The following is a 22,792-nucleotide window of genomic DNA, read 5'->3' on the forward strand; positions in this document are numbered from 1 at the left end:
TTGAGGTGACCCCTCAAAGTTAGACTTTTACGAGGCGACTTCGGTCGTCTCGTTTTTCTTTATGCAGCTAAAAGATGGAGCCTGTATTGAACAGGACTCATCCATCCCAACTTTTCTTTTATTCGTTTCTCGTTGTAGTATTTTATAAAACGTTCTATCTCTGATTTTAATTCCTCGTAGCTGTAATAAACAACACCGTAGTAAATTTCTTGTTTGAGCAGTCCAAAGAAATTTTCCATTACGGAATTGTCCAGACAGTTTCCTTTTCTGGACATGCTTTGAAATATCCGTTCTTCTTTTAGTCTATGGGAATATGCCTTCATCTGGTAAGCCCATCCCTGATCTGAGTGAAAAGTTCTTCTGTATGGGCAGTCCGCAGTAGTTTCAATTGCTTTATCTAAAGCATCCATTACGTTTTTGGCAGAAGGTCTCTGATCTATCCCGTAGCTAAGTATTTCACCATTACACATATCCATAAACGGATCGAGATAAAGCTTATGCATAGTCACATGTCCTTTCTCATCAATTTCATAATACTTGAACTCACTGGTATCTGTAGTGATTTTCTGATGAGGTATATGTGTATCAAAACGTCTGCGAATCCTATTCGGTGCAACGGTGCCAATCTTACCTCTATAAGAACTATACTTCCTGCTTTTACGAGTATAGGATATCACCTGTAATCCGAGCTTTTGAACAATACGTTGAACTTTCTTTTTATTTATGGAATATCCTTGATTACGAAGTTCTCCGAGAATCCTACGATATCCATAATCCTTATGTTCTTTACGAATTTCGAGTATCTTTTCCTCAATTTCCTGATCCGGATTTTTTCTATCAAAACGCTTTTGCCAATACATATATGTGGCTTTTGGCATTCCAGTATATGAGAGAAGGTCTTTTAATTTGAACTGTCTTCGGAGGCTGCTGATGATTCTTGCCGTTCTCTCATTTTTGCTTCGTCCTCTAAACGCAGTCTCCTCAGTTCTTTTAAAAACGCATTCTCGATTCTTAATTTAAGAAGTTCTTCTTCTAGTTCTTTTACATGCTCTGCACTTGTATCAACAGAAGATTCTTCAACGAGTTTGTTTTGTGTATTGTCATCAGATGTGTTCAATGTTTTCTTTCGTCCTTTTTTACGTGGTCTCAGCGCATCAGGACCCGCCACTCGAAAGCGATTAACCCAATTGACAATCATTGACGGATTAGTAATTCCTTCTTGTAGAGCCAAATCTTGATACGAGATTTCACTTGATAAATATAACTCTACAACAGAAAGCTTCTTTTTGAAAGAGTAGTTCTCTTTTTTTCGAGAACGTTTTAATCCTTCATCTCCGAATTCTTTATACGCAGCAAGCCATTTCCTGAGCTGAGAATTTGATCCAAGCCCATACTTTGTAGAAAGATACTGTGTGCCACCTTCTCCATTTATGTATTCTAGAACTACTTTTTTCTTGAATTCAAAAGAATATTTAGCCATAAAAATACCGACCTCCAATCGTTAGATTTTTAGGTCTAACTTTTGGGGGTCGGTACAGTTATCTTGCGTAGCCTTTTTCCCGTAATTTTTCTTCTATGATGTCAAGTAATTGTTCTGAATCTGCTTCTACGGTATGAAAGTGTTTATTTCCGGTCAGTGTCTTAAGCGGCTTTGCCTTGCTCTTTGCAACCTTTGCAATAAATTCGTCCACATCCTGACGGCTCTTTAAAATCAGATCCACCGTTATCTGTCCGTAAATATCATGCTCGATTACGACGTCTAAGACTTTTCCACCGAAATCCACGATGGTATAAAGCTCATCCTGTGTCTGTTCATCACTGTGGCTTACTGCAATGGTTCTTCTTGCTTTCTGTATCTCTTCCGAAGGGTCATAGAGCACATAGCCTTTGTTGGTGCTTAAAATATTCTTATTTACTGCACGAAGCAATGCAATATCCTGTACAATCACCTGACGGCTGACTCCTAATTCTTTTGCCAATTCTGTTCCGGACAAAGGTTTTCCCTTCTCCCCCAGCATCTTAATGATGGTATCCCGGCGCATCTGCCCTTCCATTTTCTTTCCTCCTGACACAGTTACTTAATCCTCTTCAATCACATGAATTTCCAAAAAATCAAATTCAATTTCTTCCACAAAATTATCCTGATAAAACCTGGTCTTTGCATGCCGCTTAAATTCATCCACATTGCGGTCTAACCAGATTGGTTTTCCCAAATCAAAGGTATAGCACACCTCATCTAATGCCCGGAACACCTTATGGGTTCTGGTATCCCCGGAGTCATCACAGATGGTGGTATCCTTTAACATATGATTGTCTTTAAATTCTTTTGCCCATAACCGGAACATCCCTTACCTCCTCTGACGTGCTGCCTCATACATCAGCAGTGTTGCCGCAATTGCTGCATTCAGTGATTCTACTTTTCCTGCCATTGGAATGTGGATATAGGTATCTGCCATTCTGGCAATCTCATCCGATAATCCATTTCCTTCATTTCCAATTAAAAAGCCTGTGGGTTCTTTATAATCCGGCTCCTCATAAGAAACACTGCCCTGCAGATGGGCACTGTAAAGCTTTATTTTCCGGGACTTTAACTGCATCAATATATCCTGCAGGTTTTCCGTCACGAAAAATGGTACGCGAAAGATACTGCCCATAGTGGAGCGGATGGTCTTTGGATTAAAAACATCTACAGTGGTGCGGTTCATGATAATTCCGCTGATTCCCGCTCCCTCTCCGGTCCGGAACATCGTGCCTAAATTGCCCGGATCCTGAATACTTTCTAGAATCAGAAGATGGGCATTTTCCTTTGGTATTACTTCTTCTAAGGTATAATCCGGCATTTTCACAAGACAAAGGATTCCCTGCGGCGTCTTGGTATCAGACACACTTTCAAACACATGATTGGCAAGTACTTCATAATTTTTCCCCTGCAGAACTTTTACATGGGATTCCTCTTCCATGAAATGCTCGGAAACATAAATTCTATCAAGCCAGCCTTCCGGGATTTCCCGGAACATACGGATTCCTTCCACAACAAAAAGCCTCTGTTCATTACGAACTTTGGCTTTTTTTACTAACTGAATTAAATTTTTTACCTGCGGATTTGCTGTACTGGTAATCATAATAACATCCTATCTGGAAAGATTTCTACAGATTTCATACTGATATTCCGGAATGGATTTGGTCATTGCCAGTGCCTCGTCAATATCATAATCTACGAATTCACCATTTTTATATGCTACAAGACGGTTGGATTTGCCTTCGCACAGCAAATCTACGGCAATGCATCCCATGGTAGATGCATAAACACGGTCTTTACAGGTCGGGCTTCCACCACGCTGCATGTGTCCTAAGATGGTCGCTCTGGTTTCAACTCCGGTTGCTGCTTCAATTCTCTTTGCCATGCTTGCGGAATGACCGATACCTTCTGCATTTACAATAATATGATGCTGCTTTCCACGTTTTCTGTTCTCTATAATATTATTTACAAGCTTCTGCTCGTCATAATCATATTTCTCCGGAAGCAGGATATCCTCTGCTCCATTGGCAATACCACACCACAGTGCAATGTAGCCTGCACCTCTGCCCATTACTTCAATGATGGAGCAGCGCTCATGGGAGGTTGAGGTATCACGTACCTTATCAATGGCTTCCATGGCAGTATTTACTGCGGTATCAAAACCGATGGTATAATCGGTACAGGAAATATCAAGGTCAATGGTTCCCGGTAATCCGATGGTGTTGATTCCAAGTGCTGCCAGCTTCTGTGCGCCCTTAAAGGAACCGTCTCCACCGATTACGATAATTCCATCAATGCCATGTTTTCTGCAGATTTCAGCACCCTTCTGCTGTCCTTCCGGTGTTACGAATTCCTGACAACGTGCAGTCTGTAAAATTGTTCCACCTCTCTGGATAATGTCTGCTACATCTTTTGCTTCCATATCAATAATCTCTTCCTGCAAAAGACCTGCATAACCTCTCTTAATTCCTTTTACTTTCTTTCCCTTTGCAATAGCTTCCCTTACTACCGCACGGATAGCAGCGTTCATGCCCGGAGCATCCCCGCCACTGGTTAAAACACCAATTGTCTGAATTTCTTTTGACATTCCCTGTTACCTCCTATATGTAAACACTTCTCTTTGTTCTTTATCCAATCATTTTTATTCTAATCCTTAAACTGTGGTTTTGCAATGGCTACAACGACTTTTCTACAACTTTTACATTGTCTTTACCTAAGAAATTCCCAAGTTCTTCTAAAAGCTCTTTTGTAATTGCAACATTTCTGTTTTCCGGCAGACGCTTCATCTGTTTTTCTGCTGCAAGATAAATAACGACATGCTCTGAGCCATCGGCATCCATCATTTTTCCATAAAGAGTACCTTCTTTTTCTTCGAAATCGCTCTTACTTGGAAACTGCAGCCACAGCTCCTGTTTCACTTCATCAAAGGAAATGATTTTCTCACAAATAAGCTTGCCGTTACGGTCTTCTTCTGCAGTTACACGGCCTTCCACAAATACTTTGGCATCATTTTCAAGATATTTTGCATAACGCTCATAATCCTTCGGGAAAATGATGATTTCCACTGTTCCCACCAGATCTTCTAACGTAATAAATGCCATTGCCTTATTACTCTTGGTATACTTGATGACTTTATCGGTAATCATTCCACCGATACGCACCTTTGCGCCATCCGATACCTTAAGGGTTCCGGTCTCTTCATCCAGTACAAAGTCTGTGGTAACGGCATTGGTATTCTTCTTTAAACGCTCCATATATTCTTCCAGCGGATGTCCGCTGATATATATGCCCAGGACTTCCTTTTCAAAGCCAAGAAGCACTTCTTTGTCATACTCTTCTACATTCGGAAGCTTGATTTCGTACTCTGCCTTGTCCTCTTCCGGTGCAATATCAAAAAGTGTCATCTGACCAGCCATTGTGGTCTTCTTTTCCTGATTCAGTGCATCCAAAAGAGAACCGTATATCATCATCTTCTGACGGCGGTTTCCTTCCAGTCCGTCTAAGGCTCCCGCTTTGATAAAGTTTTCTATGGTCCGTTTATTCACTTCTCTTCCGGAAAGTCTTGTAATAAAATCCTTTAACGTGGTAAACGGCCCACGGATTTTACGCTCCTCCACAATGGCATCAATCACCGGTCTTCCGATACTCTTAATGGCAGAAAGTCCATAGCGGATTGCTTGTCCGGATACGGAGAAACCACCCTCGCCTTCATTGATATCCGGCGGCAGAATTGCGATTCCCATCTGGCGGCAGGTGTAGATATATTCTGAGACTTTGGAAGTATTGTCTAAGACTGATGTCATTAACGCTGCCATAAACTCTACCGGATAATAGTATTTCAAATATGCGGTCTGATATGCAACCACTGCATAAGCTGCCGCATGGGATTTATTAAATGCGTATTTGGCAAAGTCAATCATGTTATCATAAATCTTGTTTGCCACTTTCTCATCGATTCCTCTTGCAATACAGCCCGGAACATTTTCTTCCGGATTACCATAGACAAAGTTCTTCCGCTCCTGCTCCATTACCTTGCCCTTTTTCTTAGACATGGCACGGCGCACCAGGTCAGATCTGCCCCATGTATAACCGGCGAGGTCACGTACAATCTGCATAACCTGTTCCTGATATACGATACAGCCATAGGTCGGCGCCAGAATCGGCTCCAATTCCGGGCAGTCATAGGTAATGCTTTCCGGGTGGTCTTTTCCCTTGATATAAGCCGGAATAAAGTCCATTGGACCCGGACGGTAAAGAGAAATGCCTGCGATAACATCCTCTAAGCTCTGTGGCTTTAACTCCTTCATGAAGTTCTTCATTCCGGCACTTTCCAACTGGAAGACACCATCGGTTTTGCCAGTTCCAAGAGAGTCTAGCACTTTCTTATCGTTATAGTCGATGGCATTCATATCAATTTTTTTACCGCTGCTCTTTTCTGCAAGACGGACTGCATTCTGGATTACAGTCAGTGTCCGGAGTCCTAAGAAATCCATTTTCAGAAGTCCTAATTCTTCAATGGTAGTCATGGTAAACTGTGTGGTTATGGTGCCATCGGATGCTCTTGACAACGGAACATATTCATCCATCGGCTTCTGACTGATTACAACACCTGCTGCATGCATGGAAGTGTGCCTCGGCAGGCCTTCTAATCTTCTTGACATATCGATAAGTTTCTTTACTGACTCGTCGGATTCATACATGCCCCGAAGCTCCGGGTTCATCAACAGTGCCTTATCAATGGTAATTCCCAGTTCATTTGGAATTGCCTTGGCAATCGTATCCACAAAATTATAAGGCAAATCCATGACACGCCCCACATCACGGATTACTCCACGGGCTGCCAGCGTACCAAAGGTTACAATCTGTGTCACACAGTCCTTGCCATATTTTTCTACCACATAATCAATAACTTCCTGTCTTCGTTCAAAGCAGAAGTCCACATCAATATCGGGCATAGATACACGTTCCGGATTTAAGAAACGCTCAAAAATCAGATTGTAACGAACCGGGTCAATATCTGTAATTCCGGTGGTGTAAGAAACAAGGCTTCCTGCGGCACTGCCTCGTCCCGGTCCCACCATAATATCATGCTCTCTCGCATAATGGATAAAGTCCCACACAATCAGGAAATAGTCCACATATCCCATATTTTTAATAACGGCAAGCTCGTCATCTAATTTCTGTAAGTATTTTGGTGCATCGGCTCCATACCGCTTATCCAGTCCTTCATGACACAATTTATTTAAATAAGTCCAGGAATCATAGCCTTCCGGCACCTCAAAATGCGGTACCTTGGTATGTCCGAATTCAATTTCCACATGACAGCGGTCTGCAATCTTCTGGGTATTTTCCAGTGCCTGCAGTGCATATGGAAAAAGTGATTTCATTTCCTCTTCGGATTTGACATAATACTGTCCGCCTTCATAACGCATTCTGTCTTCGTCCGCTAATTTTTTTCCGGTCTGAAGGCAGAGCAGGATGTCATGAGGCTCTGCATCCTCTGCATTGGTGTAATGCACGTCATTGGTTGCTACCAGCTCAATTCCGGTCTCCTGACTCATGCGAAGAAGCTGCTGGTTTACCAGCTTCTGCTCCGGAATTCCATGATCCTGCAGCTCTAAAAAGAAATTGCCTTTTCCAAAACAGCGTTCATAGCGGTAAGCTACTTCTTTTGCTTCTTCATACATTCCACGTACCAGATTACGCTGTACTTCACCTGCCAGACAGGCACTTAGGGCAATGATTCCCTCATGGTATTTTTCTAACACTTCCATGTCCACACGCGGCTTATAATAGTATCCCTCCACAAAGCCTTTGGATACAATTTTCATCAGATTGCTATAGCCTGTGTTATTCTCTGCCAGAAGCACAAGATGATAGTATCTGTCCTCTCCATGTACCATCTCGCGGTCTAATCTGGAGCCGGGAGCCACATAGACTTCACAGCCAAGAACCGGGTTAATTCCCGCCTCCCTGGCTGCCTTATAGAAATCAATGACACCATACATAACACCATGGTCGGTAATCGCCCCTGCTGTCATGCCAAGTGCCTTGATTTTCTCCACATATTCTTTTATTTTATTTGAACCGTCTAACAGACTGTATTCTGTATGTACATGTAAATGGGCAAATGCCATTCCCGCTTCCTCTCTTCCACTGTTTCTATTCTTCGCCTTTTATCACTGTCTCATATTATAGCGTTTTTTGCAGAAGGTTTCAACGACTGGAAGGAGATTCTGTGTGGATTATTCCGGGGAAATTATATCAATTTGCGGCATTCGTGCTGCTACCCATATATTAACGAAATTGTTTAGAGACTCTTAGAATTTCTCACCAAAACTGGCAATGCTGGCACATGGACGTGCCAGCAAGGCACAGATGAACATGGATGTGAATTTGTGCCGGTTGCCGGAACTTTTTTTATATTTCATGAAATTCTTAGAGACTCTTAACAATGCAGTGACATATGGGTAGCAGCCCGAATGCCGCAAACTCTTATATTTTCCCGGAATATACATACAATAAAAAATGTATTTTGACTTTCTTCTTCAATGTGCTAAACTATATGTGAAAAAATTAACGAAGTATATCTCAAGAGGTGAATATCATGGAAAAGTCTGGATTGATTGTAGAAGGCGGCGGTATGAAATGTGCTTACAGTGCCGGAATTCTGGATGCCTTCTTAGACGACAATGTTACATTTGATTATTGTATGGGGGTATCTGCCGGTGCGGCAAATACTGCTTCTTACCTTGCCGGGCAGCGTGGCCGTAATCTGCGTTTCTATATAGAGCATGTAAAAGACCCCCGCTACATCAGTATCAAAAATCTGATTAAAACCGGTTCTCTCTTCGGGCTTCAATATATTTACGGAACCTTAACCAATTCCACAGGAAACGACCCGCTGGATTATGATGCCTTAGCAGCAAATCCAAGTGAATTTCATTTTCCGGCAACCAATGCTGCCACCGGAAAGGCAGAATATTTTTCCAAAGAAGATTTAGGCCGTGATGATTACCGCGGCATTATGGCAACCTGTGCCCTTCCGGGCTTCTGCAAACCGATTTCTTTTCACGGCAATTATTACTATGATGGCGGTGTTGCAGATTCCATTCCGGTTGAACGTGCCATTGCAGATGGCTGCGACAAGGTAGTAATTATCTACTGCCGTCCACTTGGCTATGTCAAGCAGCCGGAGAGTTACCGTTTTCTTTACAAAAAGATGTTACGGAAATTTCCAAATACGATTACTGCAATTGATAACAGACACTTAAATTACCGGCACTCGGTAGAAGTTGCTGCAAAATTACAAAAAGAAGGACGGGCATTTCTCTTTGCACCGTCCCATCAGGTTAAGATTGGCACTTTTACCACTGACCCGAAAATCATGCAGGAGCTTTATGATTTAGGAATCAGTGATTATAAAGCACAAAAGGATGCGCTGCGTGCCTTCTTAAACAATTAACAATATTTCTTTCTGCCAGCAGCTGCCACAACCAGTAATCCAGCTGCGGAAAACATCAGAAGCAGTATTCTTCCAACCGGTGTTTCATCACCAGTTTTTATGGTTGCCGTCTTCTGTGTTGTTCCCGTCAGGGCTACCGTATTGGAACCGTTTCCAGTGGAAGGGTCTTCCTTTACGGCAACTGTCACCTTTGTAGATGCAGAAGCCAGATAGTTCCCTGTCTCTGCATACCGTACGAAATAGTCACCTGCTGTAAGCTGGTTTATCTTTGTACCATCTGTAACCTTGGTCCAATGAATTTCATCTGTGCTGTATTCCATTGCAGTAGTCAGGTTTTCAATGGCTCCATCACTTGCACCTGTTTTACTGATATTTACAGCCTTCAGTCCTGTTGGTGCCGCCTGACCTGCCTTCCCTATCGTAAACTGCAGATGTGCTGCTTCATGATACACTCCAATACCTGTTATTGTTACCTCTGCATTTCCTGCATTTTTGTTATCCGAATAAGCAACGGTATAATCCGTATCCTTTGTCAGTGTCTGTCCGTCATATACCACAAGTACTTCCGGTTCCTTTGCTGTTCCATCATAAGTATAGGTCGTTGGATTCAATGTTGCTGATAAATCTGCATCTGTCATCTTACGATAACGAAGCTCCACATTCTGGGCAATCTGACCATCTGCATCCACAATGGTATTTCTGTAATCAACATCTGCCGGATTTCTCTTCCTATTTGCGATAGAAAAATCTTTTGGCAGGAATCCCCGGATTGTTCCCAGGCTTTCTTCCAGTGCAACATTAGCATAATTCGAAATACCCTGGCTTACATTCTTTAATACCAGCTTTGAATCTTCATCCATTGTAAGCTTCTCTAACCAGCACTGTCCAGAACCGTCATTTCCGGATACTGTAACTTCACTTCCCTCAAGCTTTACTCCATTGTTCGTCATCCACTGTAAATCATTCAGTGCTGCTTTTGCATTTTTAAAGATCAGTTCCTTTGTAAGTCCGACACCGCTATTAGTAATCTTTCCCTTATAGTTACCATTTGCAATGGTAAGATTGTTCCCTGAGGAAATCGTATCCAGAATCAATGTATGTCCGTTCAGGTCAAGGGTTACGGCTTTACTGTCTCCGATTGCTGCGGTTCTTCCATTTCCATAAATATCCTTCACAAATTTGATGGTATCTCCATCTTCCAGGTATCTGAAATCATTACGTGCTCCGGTTCCACCGAAGTCTCCATTCAGCATTCTCTTAGTCGTTCCATCCGTTCCAATCAGCTCTGCATATTCTATGTCATATTCTCCACAGACCATACATCTGCCAGAATATCCTGCTAAAATCGGATGTTCACAGTTATCTGCATCATATGTCTCGCCGGTTGCCATTATCTGTACCCAGTTTTCCCCGCCATCGCTATATTTTACGATATCATTCTGCGTCTGCAATGTTCCTCCCAGAAGTGGCGGAGTATCGGTAGCAGCACTTCCGGTTCTGGATATGGAAAGCTCACCGCCTGCTGCATTCATTAAAATGTTGCTTCCCCCTATTACAGAATGCCCTTCTGCTCCCAGAAGTGTAATGTAATTTCGTGCCTGAAGGTCTGCATCCCCTGCAATTGCTGCATTGTTCGCACTCTGCATGGATATTATATTTGCATTTATCTTTGCATTTCCCTCGATTATGGCAGCATCTCCATTTGCCTGCAGCATAACAACTAATGAAGATGCCGTAATCTCTGTACTTCCGGTTGATACCGCTCCCCCTTCACTGGTTATCTCAACACCATATCCATTTTCTGCATTGACAGCGAGATTTCCTTTTACCGCAGTCTTCTTTGCGCGGATTGTTACATCTTTTACTGTTTCTAATTCAAGATTGCCTTCTGCTATTGTTTCACCCACAAGAACTATCCTGCCACTCGAACTGTTCGAATTACTGTTTCCATTGGATGACAGGAAAGTATCTGTTGCTTTAAAAAATGCCTCTGTTACATTTATATTATTTCCATTTACCAGATTAAACGAATTCAGGGAACCAGTCTTTTTCAGGCTGATTTCTCCATTCTGCTCATCCGTTGCCTCTATCAGATACTTCACCGCTCCACCTGATAAATAGATATCCAACAGATCCGCCTCAAGCTTAACTGAACCGGCAGAGATAAATGCATCACCAGTAACATCGTCTGCATCTAAAGTTATCTTCCCGGCGGTTTTTAAGTCCACCAGAGATGTTCTTTTTCCCACTCCTGTCTGTATGCCTTATTGCATATTTTATTACGGTCCGCCTGAGCAATCTAAAGCTCTGGTATTTATATTTATGTGCCACCGCAGCCCTTTCCTTTGGCTGCATTGCCAACGATTATATCATTGCTTATACCGTCCCTGCTTCCAATGCAGATGATAGCTCTGTTCCGGGACTGCTCTTACAATACGCCATGCTATAATTCTCTCTAGTAATCATTGATAACTACTCTACTCCAATCGTAATTTTGCATCCGTTTCTTCCTGTATAAATTTCTTTATCTTATCTGCGCTTTTTCGTCTTTTAGCATACCTGAACATCTGACTCTCATCCACAACATAAGAATTAAATGCTGTTTCATATATTACTGGATACTCTGATTCACTAAACATTGCTTTTATCAGCTTCTCCGAAAAAATGTCTACCAGCAATTTTTCTAAACCTGTATGCCAGACCTCATTTTTCCCTTTTGGTGATTCCGTCAAAAGATTTCTTACAACAATCATATCTTCTCGTCTATAATTAAAAAAATCTTCTTCCGTTGGATTTATAAGTATGTTGCCTTCATACTCTTTTTTCAATCTTTCAAAGGCAGAAATACACAATTCTTTCTCTACGAAGACAAAAATAACATTATGTGCAATTTGATGATTCAAAAAACGATTCATTTGATACAGCTCTGAAATTCTGAAATCTAAATCGTAAAAATCCTCCTTCAATATTTTCGCTATATGAACTGCTATATCAGAATAATCATATTCATAATCTTTTAGTTTTCCTCTGGCACAATACGCATTTCTTCCAATACGCACTATTTCACCAGATTCCAAATACTTTTTCAAATATTTTTCCAAAGTACTTTTGCTCAATACACCAACATTATCTGTAATTGTATCAAAAAATGTCTTCTTGTTAAAAACTGCTGCAAGTCCATTCGACCATTCTTCTGAAATAAAAAGAGGACCAAACCAGCTGATGGAATATTCCATCACAAGTGCTGATTTAGTCCTATTTTAACATCTGATTTAATTACTGAAGATCCTCATCTCTTAATCCATCGGAACCATCCGCATGCTCAAATGCTGCAAGTTCCGGATGTTCTCTCTTTTCTTCCGTATAGTTCTCATAAGGTGCTTTCTTATGTTTCTGTTCTGCCCAGATACGGTCTGCAACCGGTCCCCACTCTTCTGCATAGTGGTCACACTTAGAGCAAAGATGCTCAACAGTCTCTTCTGCCTCAGCGTTTGTTCCCTTCGCACCAGTCTTGTTTACCATTTCCCTTAAGAGCTTTGGATTCTCAAGCATCGGACATGGACGCAGGTGGTTTCTGTTAAATGGCTGTCCTTCATGATATGCCTTAAACAATGGACTCTGTAGCATCTCAAGGATTGACTTATCATGGATATTCGAATCCGAAAAATGGATAAATACGCACGGTTCTGCGTCTCCCTGTGCATTAATATGGAAGTAGTTACGTCCACCGGCAATACATCCGCCAACAAATTCTCCGTCATTCTGGAAGTCCATTGGGAAAAATCCGATATCATTGTCTCCGGTACGAACCCAGCGAATCTTCTTAATAATTTCTTCCCGCTGTTCCAATGTCGGCATCAGCTCCGGAGCTGCGTTCTGTCCTACCGGCATATAATGGAAGTAGAAACCGAAACGTGCGCCCTTATCAGCAATGAAACGTAAGAATTTCTCATCGGTAACAGCCTCAACATTGGCTCTGGTATAGCAGATAGAAGTTCCGAATATGATACCATATTGTTTCAGCAAATCCATTGCCTTCATAACGGCTGCATAATGTCCGTCACCACGACGTCCGTCATTTGTCTCAGGTGTTCCCTCAATGGAAAGAAGGAATGTAATATTTCCAAGTTCTACAATCTTCTTACATAACTCCTCATCAATCAGAGTAGAGTTGGAGAAAAGACCGAACATACAATCATTATGCTTCTCAGCAAGTTTTAAAATATCATTCTTACGAACAGTCGGTTCTCCACCTGTCATAAAGTAAAGATAAGTTCCAAGTTCCTTACCCTGTGTAACAATCTTATCCATATCCTCATAGGACATGTTATTCTTGTGGCCATATGTGCCAGACCAGCATCCTACACAATGCATATTACATGCGTCTGTCGGGTCAAAAAGAATCAGCCATGGAATATTACAGTTGTACTTCTCACGGTTTGCCCTGATTGTCTTTGTTCCACGGAAAAATGCTTCATATCCTAAATTCAGAAGGAATTTCTTAGCATAATTTGGATTTGTCTCATCCAGAACACGGTTTACAAACTTCACCCATCTATTCTCCGGATTCTTTACATACTCTCTGACCTTATCCAATGTTGCCTTGTCTGCGCCATTTCCCCAGAAAGTCTCTGCCTTGTCAATAAGTTCAAGGAATGTTTCCTGTCTTTTCGCGATATCATCTGTCTTAGTCAACTTACCTACGATGCTATTGGTCATTATCTCAAAAGCTTTTCTTTCTACTTTGTGCTGTGTGTTTTCAACGAATGAAGCCATGCTAACTTCCTCCCTCTTTTTTCTTCTATGTATTTTAACATTTATTAGTATAAGAAACAATGCGTTTTTTTGACATATACAATAAAATTTTTTTGTATGGTCAAGTTATACTTTTTCGATAATTTGTATATCTGACAGCACAAATTGTCCATTTTGTTTATAACTGCTCATCATAGACAAGTCCTTTGATATCGTCCTCGGCAAGTTTATGCTCCGCAACCTTTTTCTCTGCTTCACTCTTTAAAAGGCTGCTCTGGGTTTCCTTGTCTAATTTTGTATCAGTCTTCTTATCCTCTTTCTTGTCTGCATCCTTCTTATCCGTATCTTTCTCATTTTCTTTGATAGTCTCATCGATGTGGTCTACTGCTTCCCCAATCAGTCCTAATGTTGCTTCATCGGATGCATTGTCTAATATTTCTTCCGCTTCCTTCTGGCTGTCTATCATATCATGATGCTTTAACCGTTCCGTATGTACTGCCCGGAGGTATCCGTTATCCTCGGCTCTTTCCTTTCCAAGGTCTTTTATCTTGCTTCTGTATTCTGACTCCATTTTATAGTAGTCCATGGACTCTTTCTGATAGTCTGTCATTCCGCCTTTCTTTAATTCTGAGACATGCTCTAATTCTTCTTTGGAAAGCATGCTTCTTCCTTCTGCTGTACTGGCTTTCTTTAAAAGGTCAAGGTCTGCCTCTTCCTGGCTGCCATCCGCTACCTGGTAACGTCCCTTTAATTCAGCTTCCTTATTCTGTAAGTCGCGGATTTCACTCTGATAATCTTTTATCTCGCTGTCAATTTCCTTAATGTGGGCACGCCGCTCGTCCATCTCTTCATCCACTGCATGCTCACCGGAAAATGTATCCATAATCTTCTTTAATGCTTCTTTCTGGGCATTTGCCATCTTCTGTCCAATCAGATCTGTCTGATTCAGGTTAAGACCGGCACCTTTTATTACATTGCTGTCATTCTTATTATCCTGCTTCTTATCATCTGACTTTGCACTTCCCTGTGTCCCGTCATTCTGATATAAGCTCTGTGTCCTAAAGCTGGTATTGATTCCATTCATATACGCTTCCCTTGCCTTTCTGCAACGCTTATCCGGTTATCGGATATTTCTTTCGCTGTTGTATACACTTTTATAAATAATATATCGGTTTTCCACTGCGTTTTCCTAAGGGTTTTGGTCTTATTTTTCCTTTACAATAGCTTTCGTCAGAATCCATTCTGCCCACTGGGCATAATATTTTCCTAGAGGATGGGCATCATCACTGGTATACTGGGCATCGAGGTTTCCTGCCCCATCATCAAAGATTTCATTCACATCAATATAATAGGTCTGCTTCTGGTCACATAAGGACTCCACCACACCATTGAGCCAGTCAATATTGGCATTGTTATAAAGGCTGTCTGAATCGGATTTTGCCTTGGAAACATGAAGACTCGCCTCTAAGAATAAAATGGCATCCGGCTGCATTTCCCGTATTTTCTCTACCACTTCACGATATTGCTTTTCTATGCTCGCATGTGGATATCCCAGTTCATTGATACCTAGCATCAGATAAATCTTTCCGTAATTCTTCCGGCTTAACACTTCATCCAAAGTTTCTTTTCCATAGCCCGGCATATCCACCTCTGTTTCAAACAGCTTAAAGGAACTTAAGCCAATCGTTGCAAATACATCCGCATCCCCAAGGTCTGCATACTCCGATAATCCTACTGTTCTGGAATCTCCAATAAATAAGGCATCGGAAAAATAGCTGATATCCTCTGTTGTAAAGGTTCCCTCCTGCTCCGTATCTGCCACCGTTTCATTATCCTTGATACCTGTTTTATCTTCTGTATTTTCTGTACTATCAATATCTGCCTGTCCTGTACCGGCTTTATCTGTGCTGTTTTCTTCCGTTCCGGCAACTGCTTCCGCCGGCTCTTTTTCTGTGTCTGTCACCTGTGCCAGTTCTTCCTGCCTTGCCTTCTTCTCCTGCTCCGCAGTTACAAGCTTTACGGTAATCACCGGGAATGCAATCACAAATGTCAGCAGTAAAAGTATAGTAAATTTATATTTTTTCATCGTATTTCCTCACTAGAATCTGAAGTATAAGAATGGATCATCCATTCCAAGATACATACAATATACACTCGCCCAGAATAATGCCAGCAGCAGTAAGATCACCCAGAGGCGGTTCTTATTCTTCTTAAGGAGTTTCTCCTGAACACCTGTTGCAAACAGGATACCAAGCACCAGATAAATGCCATAGGTCTTACCATATTTCAGATAATCTCCCTGAAACAATACCGTTCCGGTACTGCCAAAGAATGGAAATAATTTCTGTAAATAAATGCCAAGCTGGCTTAAATCCGTAATCACAAAGACCAGCCAGGAAAGCGGTATCCAGAGTATCATATAAATATGACCAAGCGCCTTATGCCGTTCCAGCACTTTTCCAAGTCCGGCTTTTTCCACGAATAATAAGACAAAAAGCAAAAGTCCCCACAGTACAAAGTTCCAGCTTGCGCCATGCCAGAGCCCTGTCAGAAGCCATACCACAAACATATTGCGGACGGTCTTTGCAAAACCACCGCGGTTGCCGCCCAGCGGAATGTATACATATTCCCGGAACCAGCCACCCAGTGTCATATGCCAGCGGCGCCAGAAATCCGTCATGGACACTGCCATATACGGATTGTTAAAGTTCTGTGGGAAGTCAAAGCCCATCATCCGCCCCAGTCCGATTGCCATCAGGGAATACCCATAGAAGTCAAAATATAACTGCAGGCTGTATGCCACAATGCTCATCCATGCCAGCGGTGTGGAAATGCTCTCATAACCGATTGCTGTCACCTCTGTCCAAAGATGTCCCACCCGGTTTGCCAGCAATACTTTATAAGCAAGTCCCAGTGCAAATACCTTTAGTCCGGATTCCACCTTTACCATGGAATGTTTTCTCTTATGAAGCTGTTCCTGAATCAGATGGTAATTGACAATCGGTCCTGCAATTAACTGCGGGAACATGCAAAGATACGTTCCCAGTGAAATCAACGATTTTTCCGCTTTTGTTTCCCTCCGGTACACGTCCACCAGATAGGAAATAATCTGGAACGTATAAAAGCTGATTCCAATCGGCAGAATCAGATTCCATGTTTCCAGCTGTACCTTAACGTGCATTGCACCAAAAAGGGCATTCAGATTCTCTATAAGAAAGCCCAGATATTTAAACAGAATGAGCCATCCTAAATCATAGACGATTCCAACCACAAGCCAGGCTTTCCTCGCCCGCTTCGTCTTCTGTGCTTCAATCAGTTTTCCAGCCACGAAATTGACCACCACAGACATAATCATAAGTAAAAGATAACCCGGATTTCCCCTGACACCATAGTAATAAAAACCAAGGCTGGCAAGGAAAAGCCAGGCATTCTTATAAGAAGCCGGCAGGATATAATAAACCAGAAAAAATACCGGCATAAAATACATGATAAATGCTATGCTGCTAAAAACCATCTTTCGTATCCTCTCTTTACTATCTTAAAATAGTATTATCCATTCATTCTTTACCATTCATTATACTCTTTATAGATTAGACGTTCCAGATAAAAAAAAGTTTCTTAAATTCCGTATTTCGATAAATTTCTTCTCTGACAGTAAAAAGAAAGTCCTGATGTCACAAATTCTGCCACCGGAACTGCCAGCCAGACTCCCTTTAATCCGATAATTTGCGGCAGAATCAGTAAAGAGGCCAGAATACAGACAAAGGTTCTGCTGAAGGATACCAGTGCAGATGTTTTTCCATCAGAAAGTGCCGTGAACAGCGAAGAGGTAAATACGTTATAGCCGCTGAAAAGATAGTTGATGCCAAACAATGCAAATCCCGTAACTGTCATTGCAAAGGTATGACTGCTTTCTGAGACAAATACTGATGTAATCGGCTTCGCCAGAAGGATGGATGCCACCGCCATAAAACCGGAGGATATTTTTACAAACCGGTTGCTGATATGGTAAACGTTACTTAATTTTTCACTGTTCTTTGCTCCGTACTGGAAGCTGATAACCGGTGCCACACCCATGGAAAATCCAAGATACAGCGCATTGAATAAAAACTGTCCGTATAAAATAATGGTAATTGCAGCTACCCCGTCCGCTCCAACCATACGCATCAGAATAATATTAAAAAGGTATGTAATTACTGCATTGGAAAGGTTCGTTACCATCTCGGAAGAACCGTTGGTGCAGGACTGCCACAATGCTTTTCCATCCCAATGGAAGCGGGTAAAATGAAGTCCTTTTCTTTTCACCAGGAAATAGATGACTCCCACTACCGCAGGAATCATCTGTCCGATGCCTGTTGCAATAGCTGCTCCGGCAATGCCGAGCTGCATTGGCCCCATAAAGACATAATCTAAGATTGCATTGGCTACACCTCCGGCAGTAATCAGTCCGAGTCCATATGCAGGTTTTCCTGCAGTCACAAAGAAGCACTGAAATAAACTCTGCAAAATACAGCACGGTCCAAAATACATCATATCAATAAGATATGTTTTCCCATTTTCGAATAAAGAGTCGTCTGCTCCTAATGCATATACAATCGGTTTATGAAAAAGTAATACAATAACCAGCAGCACCAGGCTTACAGCAACTCCTACCACTGCAAGAAAAGTAAAGTTCTCACATGCTCCCTTTTCATCTCCCTCACCCATTTTTCTTGCTACCACTGCACTTCCACCGGTTGCTAACATAACACCGATTGCAATGAGAATACAAATAACCGGCCATACAATATTGACTGCAGAAAGAGCGCTTTCTCCTATCAGTCTTGACACAAAGATTCCATCTATGATTGTATACAATGACATAAATACCATCATAATCATAGATGGCAATGCAAATTTCAATAAGGATAATGTTTTAAAGTTCTGATTTAATGAATTCGACATGATAACCTCCTTGTCTTATGAATCACTATTTGCTATCATAAACTATATGGCAACCATATAGTCAAGGAGATTTTTTTAATGAGTAGAAATGAATATCTGACCACCGGAGAAGTTGCCCGGATGATGGGCACTACAAAAAATACACTGTTTCACTACGACCAGCTTGGCATTTTTTCACCCGAAGCAAGAGGGGGCAATGACTACCGCTACTACACCGTCCGCCAGATGGATGTGTTAGATGCCATTATCACGCTGCGGGAACTTGGCATGCCTCTGCCGGAAATTAAAGAATACATGGAACACCGAAGCCCGGAAAATTATGCCACACTTCTTACGAAAGAAAACGCTGTCATCGAACAGCAGATTCGTGCATTAAAAGAAAAACAGAAGTGGATTCAAAGACAGCAGAAACGAATTAAAACCAGCCTGACTATAAATCCGGATATCATTGAAGAAGTCTCTCTGCCAGGATTTTATATTGCAGCACACCCTATCAGTTCTTCCGATGATAAGACCATCTCCGTAAAAGTCAGTGAACTTCTGAACTCCTATTATGAAAGTAAGGAAACTACCGGTTTTACAGTGCTTTATATCCAGATGGAACGTGACCTTGCCCGGGGTGCCCATAATCTTTATCACGAGGTATGCCTTGCCATGCAGACCCCTCCCAAGAAAATGCCTTACCGGATTCTTCCGGCTTCTAAATGTCTCGCCGCCTATCACCTGGGAGACTGGGATGATATTTCACTTGCCTATGACAGGCTGCGCAGCTACATGAAGCAGCACCAGATTGCTTCATCCGATGGCAGATTCTATGAAGAAGAATTGATTAACGCTACCATGACGGATAAACGAAGTGAATATCTTACCCGCATTATCGTCAGAATCTAAAAAGCAGCATTACAGTTTCATTTTCCTCTACATTTGCTTATCTATTTTACAGTGCCCCGAGAATCTCTTTTGCCCGGTCTATCTGCTCCTTTGTAGGCGGGTCTACGCCTTCTAACTGGTATGGAATTCCAAGTTCCTTCCATTTAAAAACGCCTAAGGTATGATATGGCAGCACTTCCACCCGCTCTACTGTCTTAAGGGTATCAAGAAAACTTCTTAAGCGGTAAAGCTCGTCCTCTTCTGTTGTAATACCCGGCACCAGCACATGGCGGATCCACATTGCTTTGCCATGGTCTGATAAATAAGCTGCCATTTCCAAAATATTCTGATTCGTCTGTCCGGTGAGTTTCCGGTGTGTCGCATCATCCATATGCTTAATGTCTAACATAAAGAGGTCTGTATATTTCATCAGCTTATCAAATTTACTTTTAAATGGTTCTTCCATGGAAAATGGATTGCCGGAGGTATCGAGACAGGTATTTACCCCTTTTTCTTTTGCCAGCCGGAACAGTTCTGTTACAAAATCTATCTGTAAAAGAGCCTCTCCACCGCTTACGGTGATTCCGCCCTTTTCTTTCCAATATGTTTTATAGCGAAGTGCCTTTTTTAACACTTCTTCCGGTGTCATCAGCTCTCCGCCATCTTTCGCCCAGGTATCCGGGTTATGGCAGTACTGACATCTCATGTTACAGCCTTTTAAAAATACAATATATCTTACACCCGGCCCGTCTGCCGAGCCAAAGCTTTCTACGGAATGGATGCGTCCTTTTATTTCACTCATATTGCCTCCTATACACCAAAATACTTACAGCTGCTTAACAACCTATGATAAAAATGTGCAGGCTTTTTTTCATTAAGCCTGCACATTCTGCTTTACCTGAATCGCGGAAAAATCGTATGCTCCCCGCAGTTCGGTTACTGTCTTAAATTACATACGCTCATGACAGGTACGGGCAATAACATCAAGCTGCTGCTCTTTTGTCAGGTCGATGAACTTAACTGCATAGCCGGATACACGGATTGTGAAGTTTGCATACTCTTCTTTCTCCGGATGCTCCATTGCATCAATAAGCTTTTCTTTGCCAAATACATTGACATTCAGATGATGAGCACCCTGGTCAAAGTATCCGTCCATTACATTTACAAGGTTATCGATTCTTTCCTGCTCGTTGTTTCCAAGTGCGTCCGGATTGATAGTCTGTGTATTTGAAATACCATCTAATGCCCACTCATATGGAAGCTTGGTCAGAGAGTTTAAGGAAGCTAAAAGTCCGTTCTGTTCTGCACCGTAAGATGGGTTAGCTCCCGGTGAAAGCGGTTCGCCGGCTTTACGTCCATCCGGCATAGCTCCGGTTGCTTTACCATATACTACGTTAGAAGTAATGGTAAGGATAGAAGTTGTAGGCTCAGAATCACGATAAGTATGATGTTTCTTTAATTTATCCATGAAAGTCTTAAGCAGCCATACTCCGATTTCATCTGCACGGTCATCATCATTTCCGTACTTCGGGAAGTCTCCTTCGATTTCGAAGTCTTTTGCAAGTCCGTTCTCATCACGTACGACTTTTACTTTTGCATATTTGATTGCAGAAAGAGAATCAATAACATGTGAAAATCCTGCAATACCGGTTGCAAAGGTTCTCTTTAAGTCGGTATCCATCAGAGAAAGCTCTGCTGCTTCATAGTAATATTTATCATGCATATACTGAATCAGGTTCAGTGTATTTACATAGATGTCTACTAACCAGTCCATCATCTTGTCATATTTTGCCATTACTTCATCATAGTCAAGATATTCCGCTGTAATTGGTGCGTAGTTTGGTCCTACCTGCTCGCCTGATTTCTCATCAACACCACCGTTGATTGCGTAAAGCAGACATTTTGCAAGGTTTGCACGAGCGCCGAAGAACTGCATCTCTTTACCTGTCTGTGTAGCAGATACACAGCAGCAGATTGCATAATCATCGCCCCATACCGGTTTCATTGCATCATCGTTTTCATACTGGATTGAGCTTGTTTCAATCGAGATACGTGCTGCATAATCACGGAAGGTCTGTGGCAGTCTGGATGAATAGAATACAGTAAGGTTTGGTTCCGGTGCCGGTCCCATATTCTCTAAAGTATGAAGGAAACGGAAGTCTGTCCTGGTTACCATGGAACGTCCGTCTACACCTGTTCCTGCTACATCAAGGGTTGCCCATACAGGGTCACCGGAGAATAACTGGTTATAAGAAGGAATACGTGCGAATTTAACCATACGAAGTTTCATTGTGAAATGGTCAATCAGCTCCTGAGCCTGCTGCTCGGTAAGAATTCCCTTATCCATATCTCTCTTAATATAAATATCAAGGAAAGTAGAAACACGTCCTACTGACATTGCTGCACCGTTCTGTGTCTTGATTGCTGCAAGGTATCCGAAGTATAACCACTGAACAGCCTCTTTTGCATTGGTTGCAGGTCTTGAAATATCATATCCGTAAATCTCAGCCAGTTTCTTCATGTCTTCCAGACATTTAATCTGCTCTGCAATTTCTTCTCTTAAACGGATGACATCATCTGTCATCTGTCCGCATCCGCAGTTGGCTTTGTCTTTCTTCTTCTCAGCGATTAAGTAATCCAGTCCGTATAATGCTACACGGCGGTAATCACCTACAATACGTCCACGACCGTAGGTATCCGGAAGACCTGTTAAAATCTTAGCATGACGAACCTTCATCATTTCCGGTGTATAAGCATCAAATACTGCTGTATTGTGTGTCTTATGATACTTGGTGAAAATTTCTTTTAATTTATCATTTACTTCATAACCGTAGGTCTCACATGCCTGAACAGCCATCTTGATTCCACCATATGGCATGAAAGCTCTCTTTAATGGTTTATCAGTCTGAAGACCAACTACCTGCTCTAAATCTTTTAAATTTTCATCAATATATCCCGGACCATAAGCTGTAATTCCGGTTACAACCTCTGTCTCCATATCAAGAACGCCGCCCTTGGCACGCTCTTCTTTCTGTAATTTCTGAAGTGCCCCCCATAGCTTGTTGGTTGCATCTGTCGGCTCAGCTAAAAAGCTCTCATCTCCATCATATGGAGTGTAGTTGTCCTGAATAAACTGACGAACATTGATTTCCTCTTTCCAGAGACGTCCTTCGAATCCATCCCACTCTTTCATTTCAATCATTACGATATCCTCCTAAAAAATGTATTCAGTATGAACA

At 41.9% G+C, this 22,792-nt stretch carries 17 protein-coding genes; 2 read left to right on the forward strand and 15 right to left on the reverse strand.

Annotated elements, in window-relative coordinates; genetic code table 11:
- Nucleotides 1–59: 59 nt before the first annotated feature.
- The 6 genes from OCV43_RS09685 to OCV43_RS09710 all read right to left on the reverse strand — a co-directional run bounded on the left by OCV43_RS09685 (nucleotide 60) and on the right by OCV43_RS09710 (nucleotide 7,656).
- A protein-coding gene (locus tag OCV43_RS09685; RefSeq protein ID WP_255667861.1) for an IS3 family transposase occupies nucleotides 60–1,480 on the reverse strand; the annotation gives its coding sequence in 2 pieces (ribosomal slippage) (nucleotides 60–994 and nucleotides 994–1,480; 1,422 coding nt in all).
- A 58-nt stretch (nucleotides 1,481–1,538) separates the two neighbouring features.
- Nucleotides 1,539–2,054 (reverse strand): transcription repressor NadR, encoded by a 516-nt coding sequence (locus tag OCV43_RS09690; RefSeq protein ID WP_227700395.1) that lies wholly within the window; start codon nucleotides 2,052–2,054, stop codon nucleotides 1,539–1,541.
- Between the two features lie 24 nt (nucleotides 2,055–2,078).
- Nucleotides 2,079–2,345: a hypothetical protein gene (locus OCV43_RS09695; protein WP_022242313.1), complete on the reverse strand. Its 267-nt coding sequence runs from the start codon at nucleotides 2,343–2,345 to the stop codon at nucleotides 2,079–2,081.
- A gap of 3 nt (nucleotides 2,346–2,348) precedes the next feature.
- On the reverse strand, nucleotides 2,349–3,122 hold the full coding sequence (locus tag OCV43_RS09700; protein ID WP_117841733.1) for a TrmH family RNA methyltransferase: 774 nt from the start codon (nucleotides 3,120–3,122) through the stop codon (nucleotides 2,349–2,351).
- 9 nt (nucleotides 3,123–3,131) lie between these two features.
- Nucleotides 3,132–4,106, reverse strand: coding sequence for a 6-phosphofructokinase (gene pfkA, locus OCV43_RS09705; protein ID WP_117841732.1), 975 nt, complete (start codon nucleotides 4,104–4,106; stop codon nucleotides 3,132–3,134).
- 88 nt (nucleotides 4,107–4,194) lie between these two features.
- Entirely contained in the window at nucleotides 4,195–7,656 is a 3,462-nt protein-coding gene (locus OCV43_RS09710; RefSeq protein WP_262623976.1) for a DNA polymerase III subunit alpha, read from the reverse strand.
- Between the two features lie 470 nt (nucleotides 7,657–8,126).
- On the opposite strand from OCV43_RS09710, the gene OCV43_RS09715 reads away from it, so the two are divergent.
- The gene (locus tag OCV43_RS09715) at nucleotides 8,127–8,984 is read left to right on the forward strand and encodes a patatin-like phospholipase family protein (protein ID WP_022242317.1); all 858 of its coding nucleotides are present in this window, start codon (nucleotides 8,127–8,129) and stop codon (nucleotides 8,982–8,984) included.
- Here the strand turns inward: OCV43_RS09715 and OCV43_RS09720 are convergent.
- The 7 genes from OCV43_RS09720 to OCV43_RS09750 all read right to left on the reverse strand — a co-directional run bounded on the left by OCV43_RS09720 (nucleotide 8,981) and on the right by OCV43_RS09750 (nucleotide 18,683).
- A complete protein-coding gene (locus tag OCV43_RS09720) occupies nucleotides 8,981–11,233 on the reverse strand; it encodes a hypothetical protein (protein WP_262623977.1) in 2,253 nt (750 codons plus the stop codon). The genes OCV43_RS09715 and OCV43_RS09720 overlap by 4 nt on opposite strands.
- A gap of 228 nt (nucleotides 11,234–11,461) precedes the next feature.
- Entirely contained in the window at nucleotides 11,462–12,220 is a 759-nt protein-coding gene (locus tag OCV43_RS09725) for a DUF6577 family protein (RefSeq protein ID WP_262623978.1), read from the reverse strand.
- A 40-nt stretch (nucleotides 12,221–12,260) separates the two neighbouring features.
- Nucleotides 12,261–13,760 carry a radical SAM protein gene (locus OCV43_RS09730; RefSeq protein WP_022242699.1) on the reverse strand — a complete coding sequence of 500 codons (1,500 nt, stop codon included), beginning with the start codon at nucleotides 13,758–13,760 and terminating at the stop codon, nucleotides 12,261–12,263.
- Between the two features lie 157 nt (nucleotides 13,761–13,917).
- Nucleotides 13,918–14,823: a hypothetical protein gene (locus OCV43_RS09735; protein WP_262623979.1), complete on the reverse strand. Its 906-nt coding sequence runs from the start codon at nucleotides 14,821–14,823 to the stop codon at nucleotides 13,918–13,920.
- 120 nt (nucleotides 14,824–14,943) lie between these two features.
- Nucleotides 14,944–15,825, reverse strand: coding sequence for a GDSL-type esterase/lipase family protein (locus OCV43_RS09740; RefSeq protein ID WP_262623980.1), 882 nt, complete (start codon nucleotides 15,823–15,825; stop codon nucleotides 14,944–14,946).
- 12 nt (nucleotides 15,826–15,837) lie between these two features.
- The gene (locus OCV43_RS09745) at nucleotides 15,838–17,253 is read right to left on the reverse strand and encodes an MBOAT family O-acyltransferase (protein ID WP_117841725.1); all 1,416 of its coding nucleotides are present in this window, start codon (nucleotides 17,251–17,253) and stop codon (nucleotides 15,838–15,840) included.
- Between the two features lie 104 nt (nucleotides 17,254–17,357).
- A complete protein-coding gene (locus OCV43_RS09750; RefSeq protein ID WP_262623981.1) occupies nucleotides 17,358–18,683 on the reverse strand; it encodes an MATE family efflux transporter in 1,326 nt (441 codons plus the stop codon).
- A gap of 78 nt (nucleotides 18,684–18,761) precedes the next feature.
- Here OCV43_RS09750 and OCV43_RS09755 point away from each other — a divergent pair, with 78 nt between their 5' ends.
- Nucleotides 18,762–19,574: a MerR family transcriptional regulator gene (locus OCV43_RS09755; RefSeq protein WP_262623982.1), complete on the forward strand. Its 813-nt coding sequence runs from the start codon at nucleotides 18,762–18,764 to the stop codon at nucleotides 19,572–19,574.
- Nucleotides 19,575–19,620: 46 nt separating this feature from the next.
- On the opposite strand, the gene pflA is transcribed toward OCV43_RS09755, so the two are convergent.
- Nucleotides 19,621–20,355: a pyruvate formate-lyase-activating protein gene (pflA, locus tag OCV43_RS09760; protein WP_227710852.1), complete on the reverse strand. Its 735-nt coding sequence runs from the start codon at nucleotides 20,353–20,355 to the stop codon at nucleotides 19,621–19,623.
- Nucleotides 20,356–20,502: 147 nt separating this feature from the next.
- Nucleotides 20,503–22,755: a formate C-acetyltransferase gene (gene pflB / locus OCV43_RS09765; protein WP_262623983.1), complete on the reverse strand. Its 2,253-nt coding sequence runs from the start codon at nucleotides 22,753–22,755 to the stop codon at nucleotides 20,503–20,505.
- Between the last annotated feature and the right edge of the window lie 37 nt (nucleotides 22,756–22,792).

This window comes from Roseburia amylophila (assembly GCF_025567465.1).
Lineage (GTDB): Bacteria > Bacillota > Clostridia > Lachnospirales > Lachnospiraceae > Roseburia_C > Roseburia_C amylophila.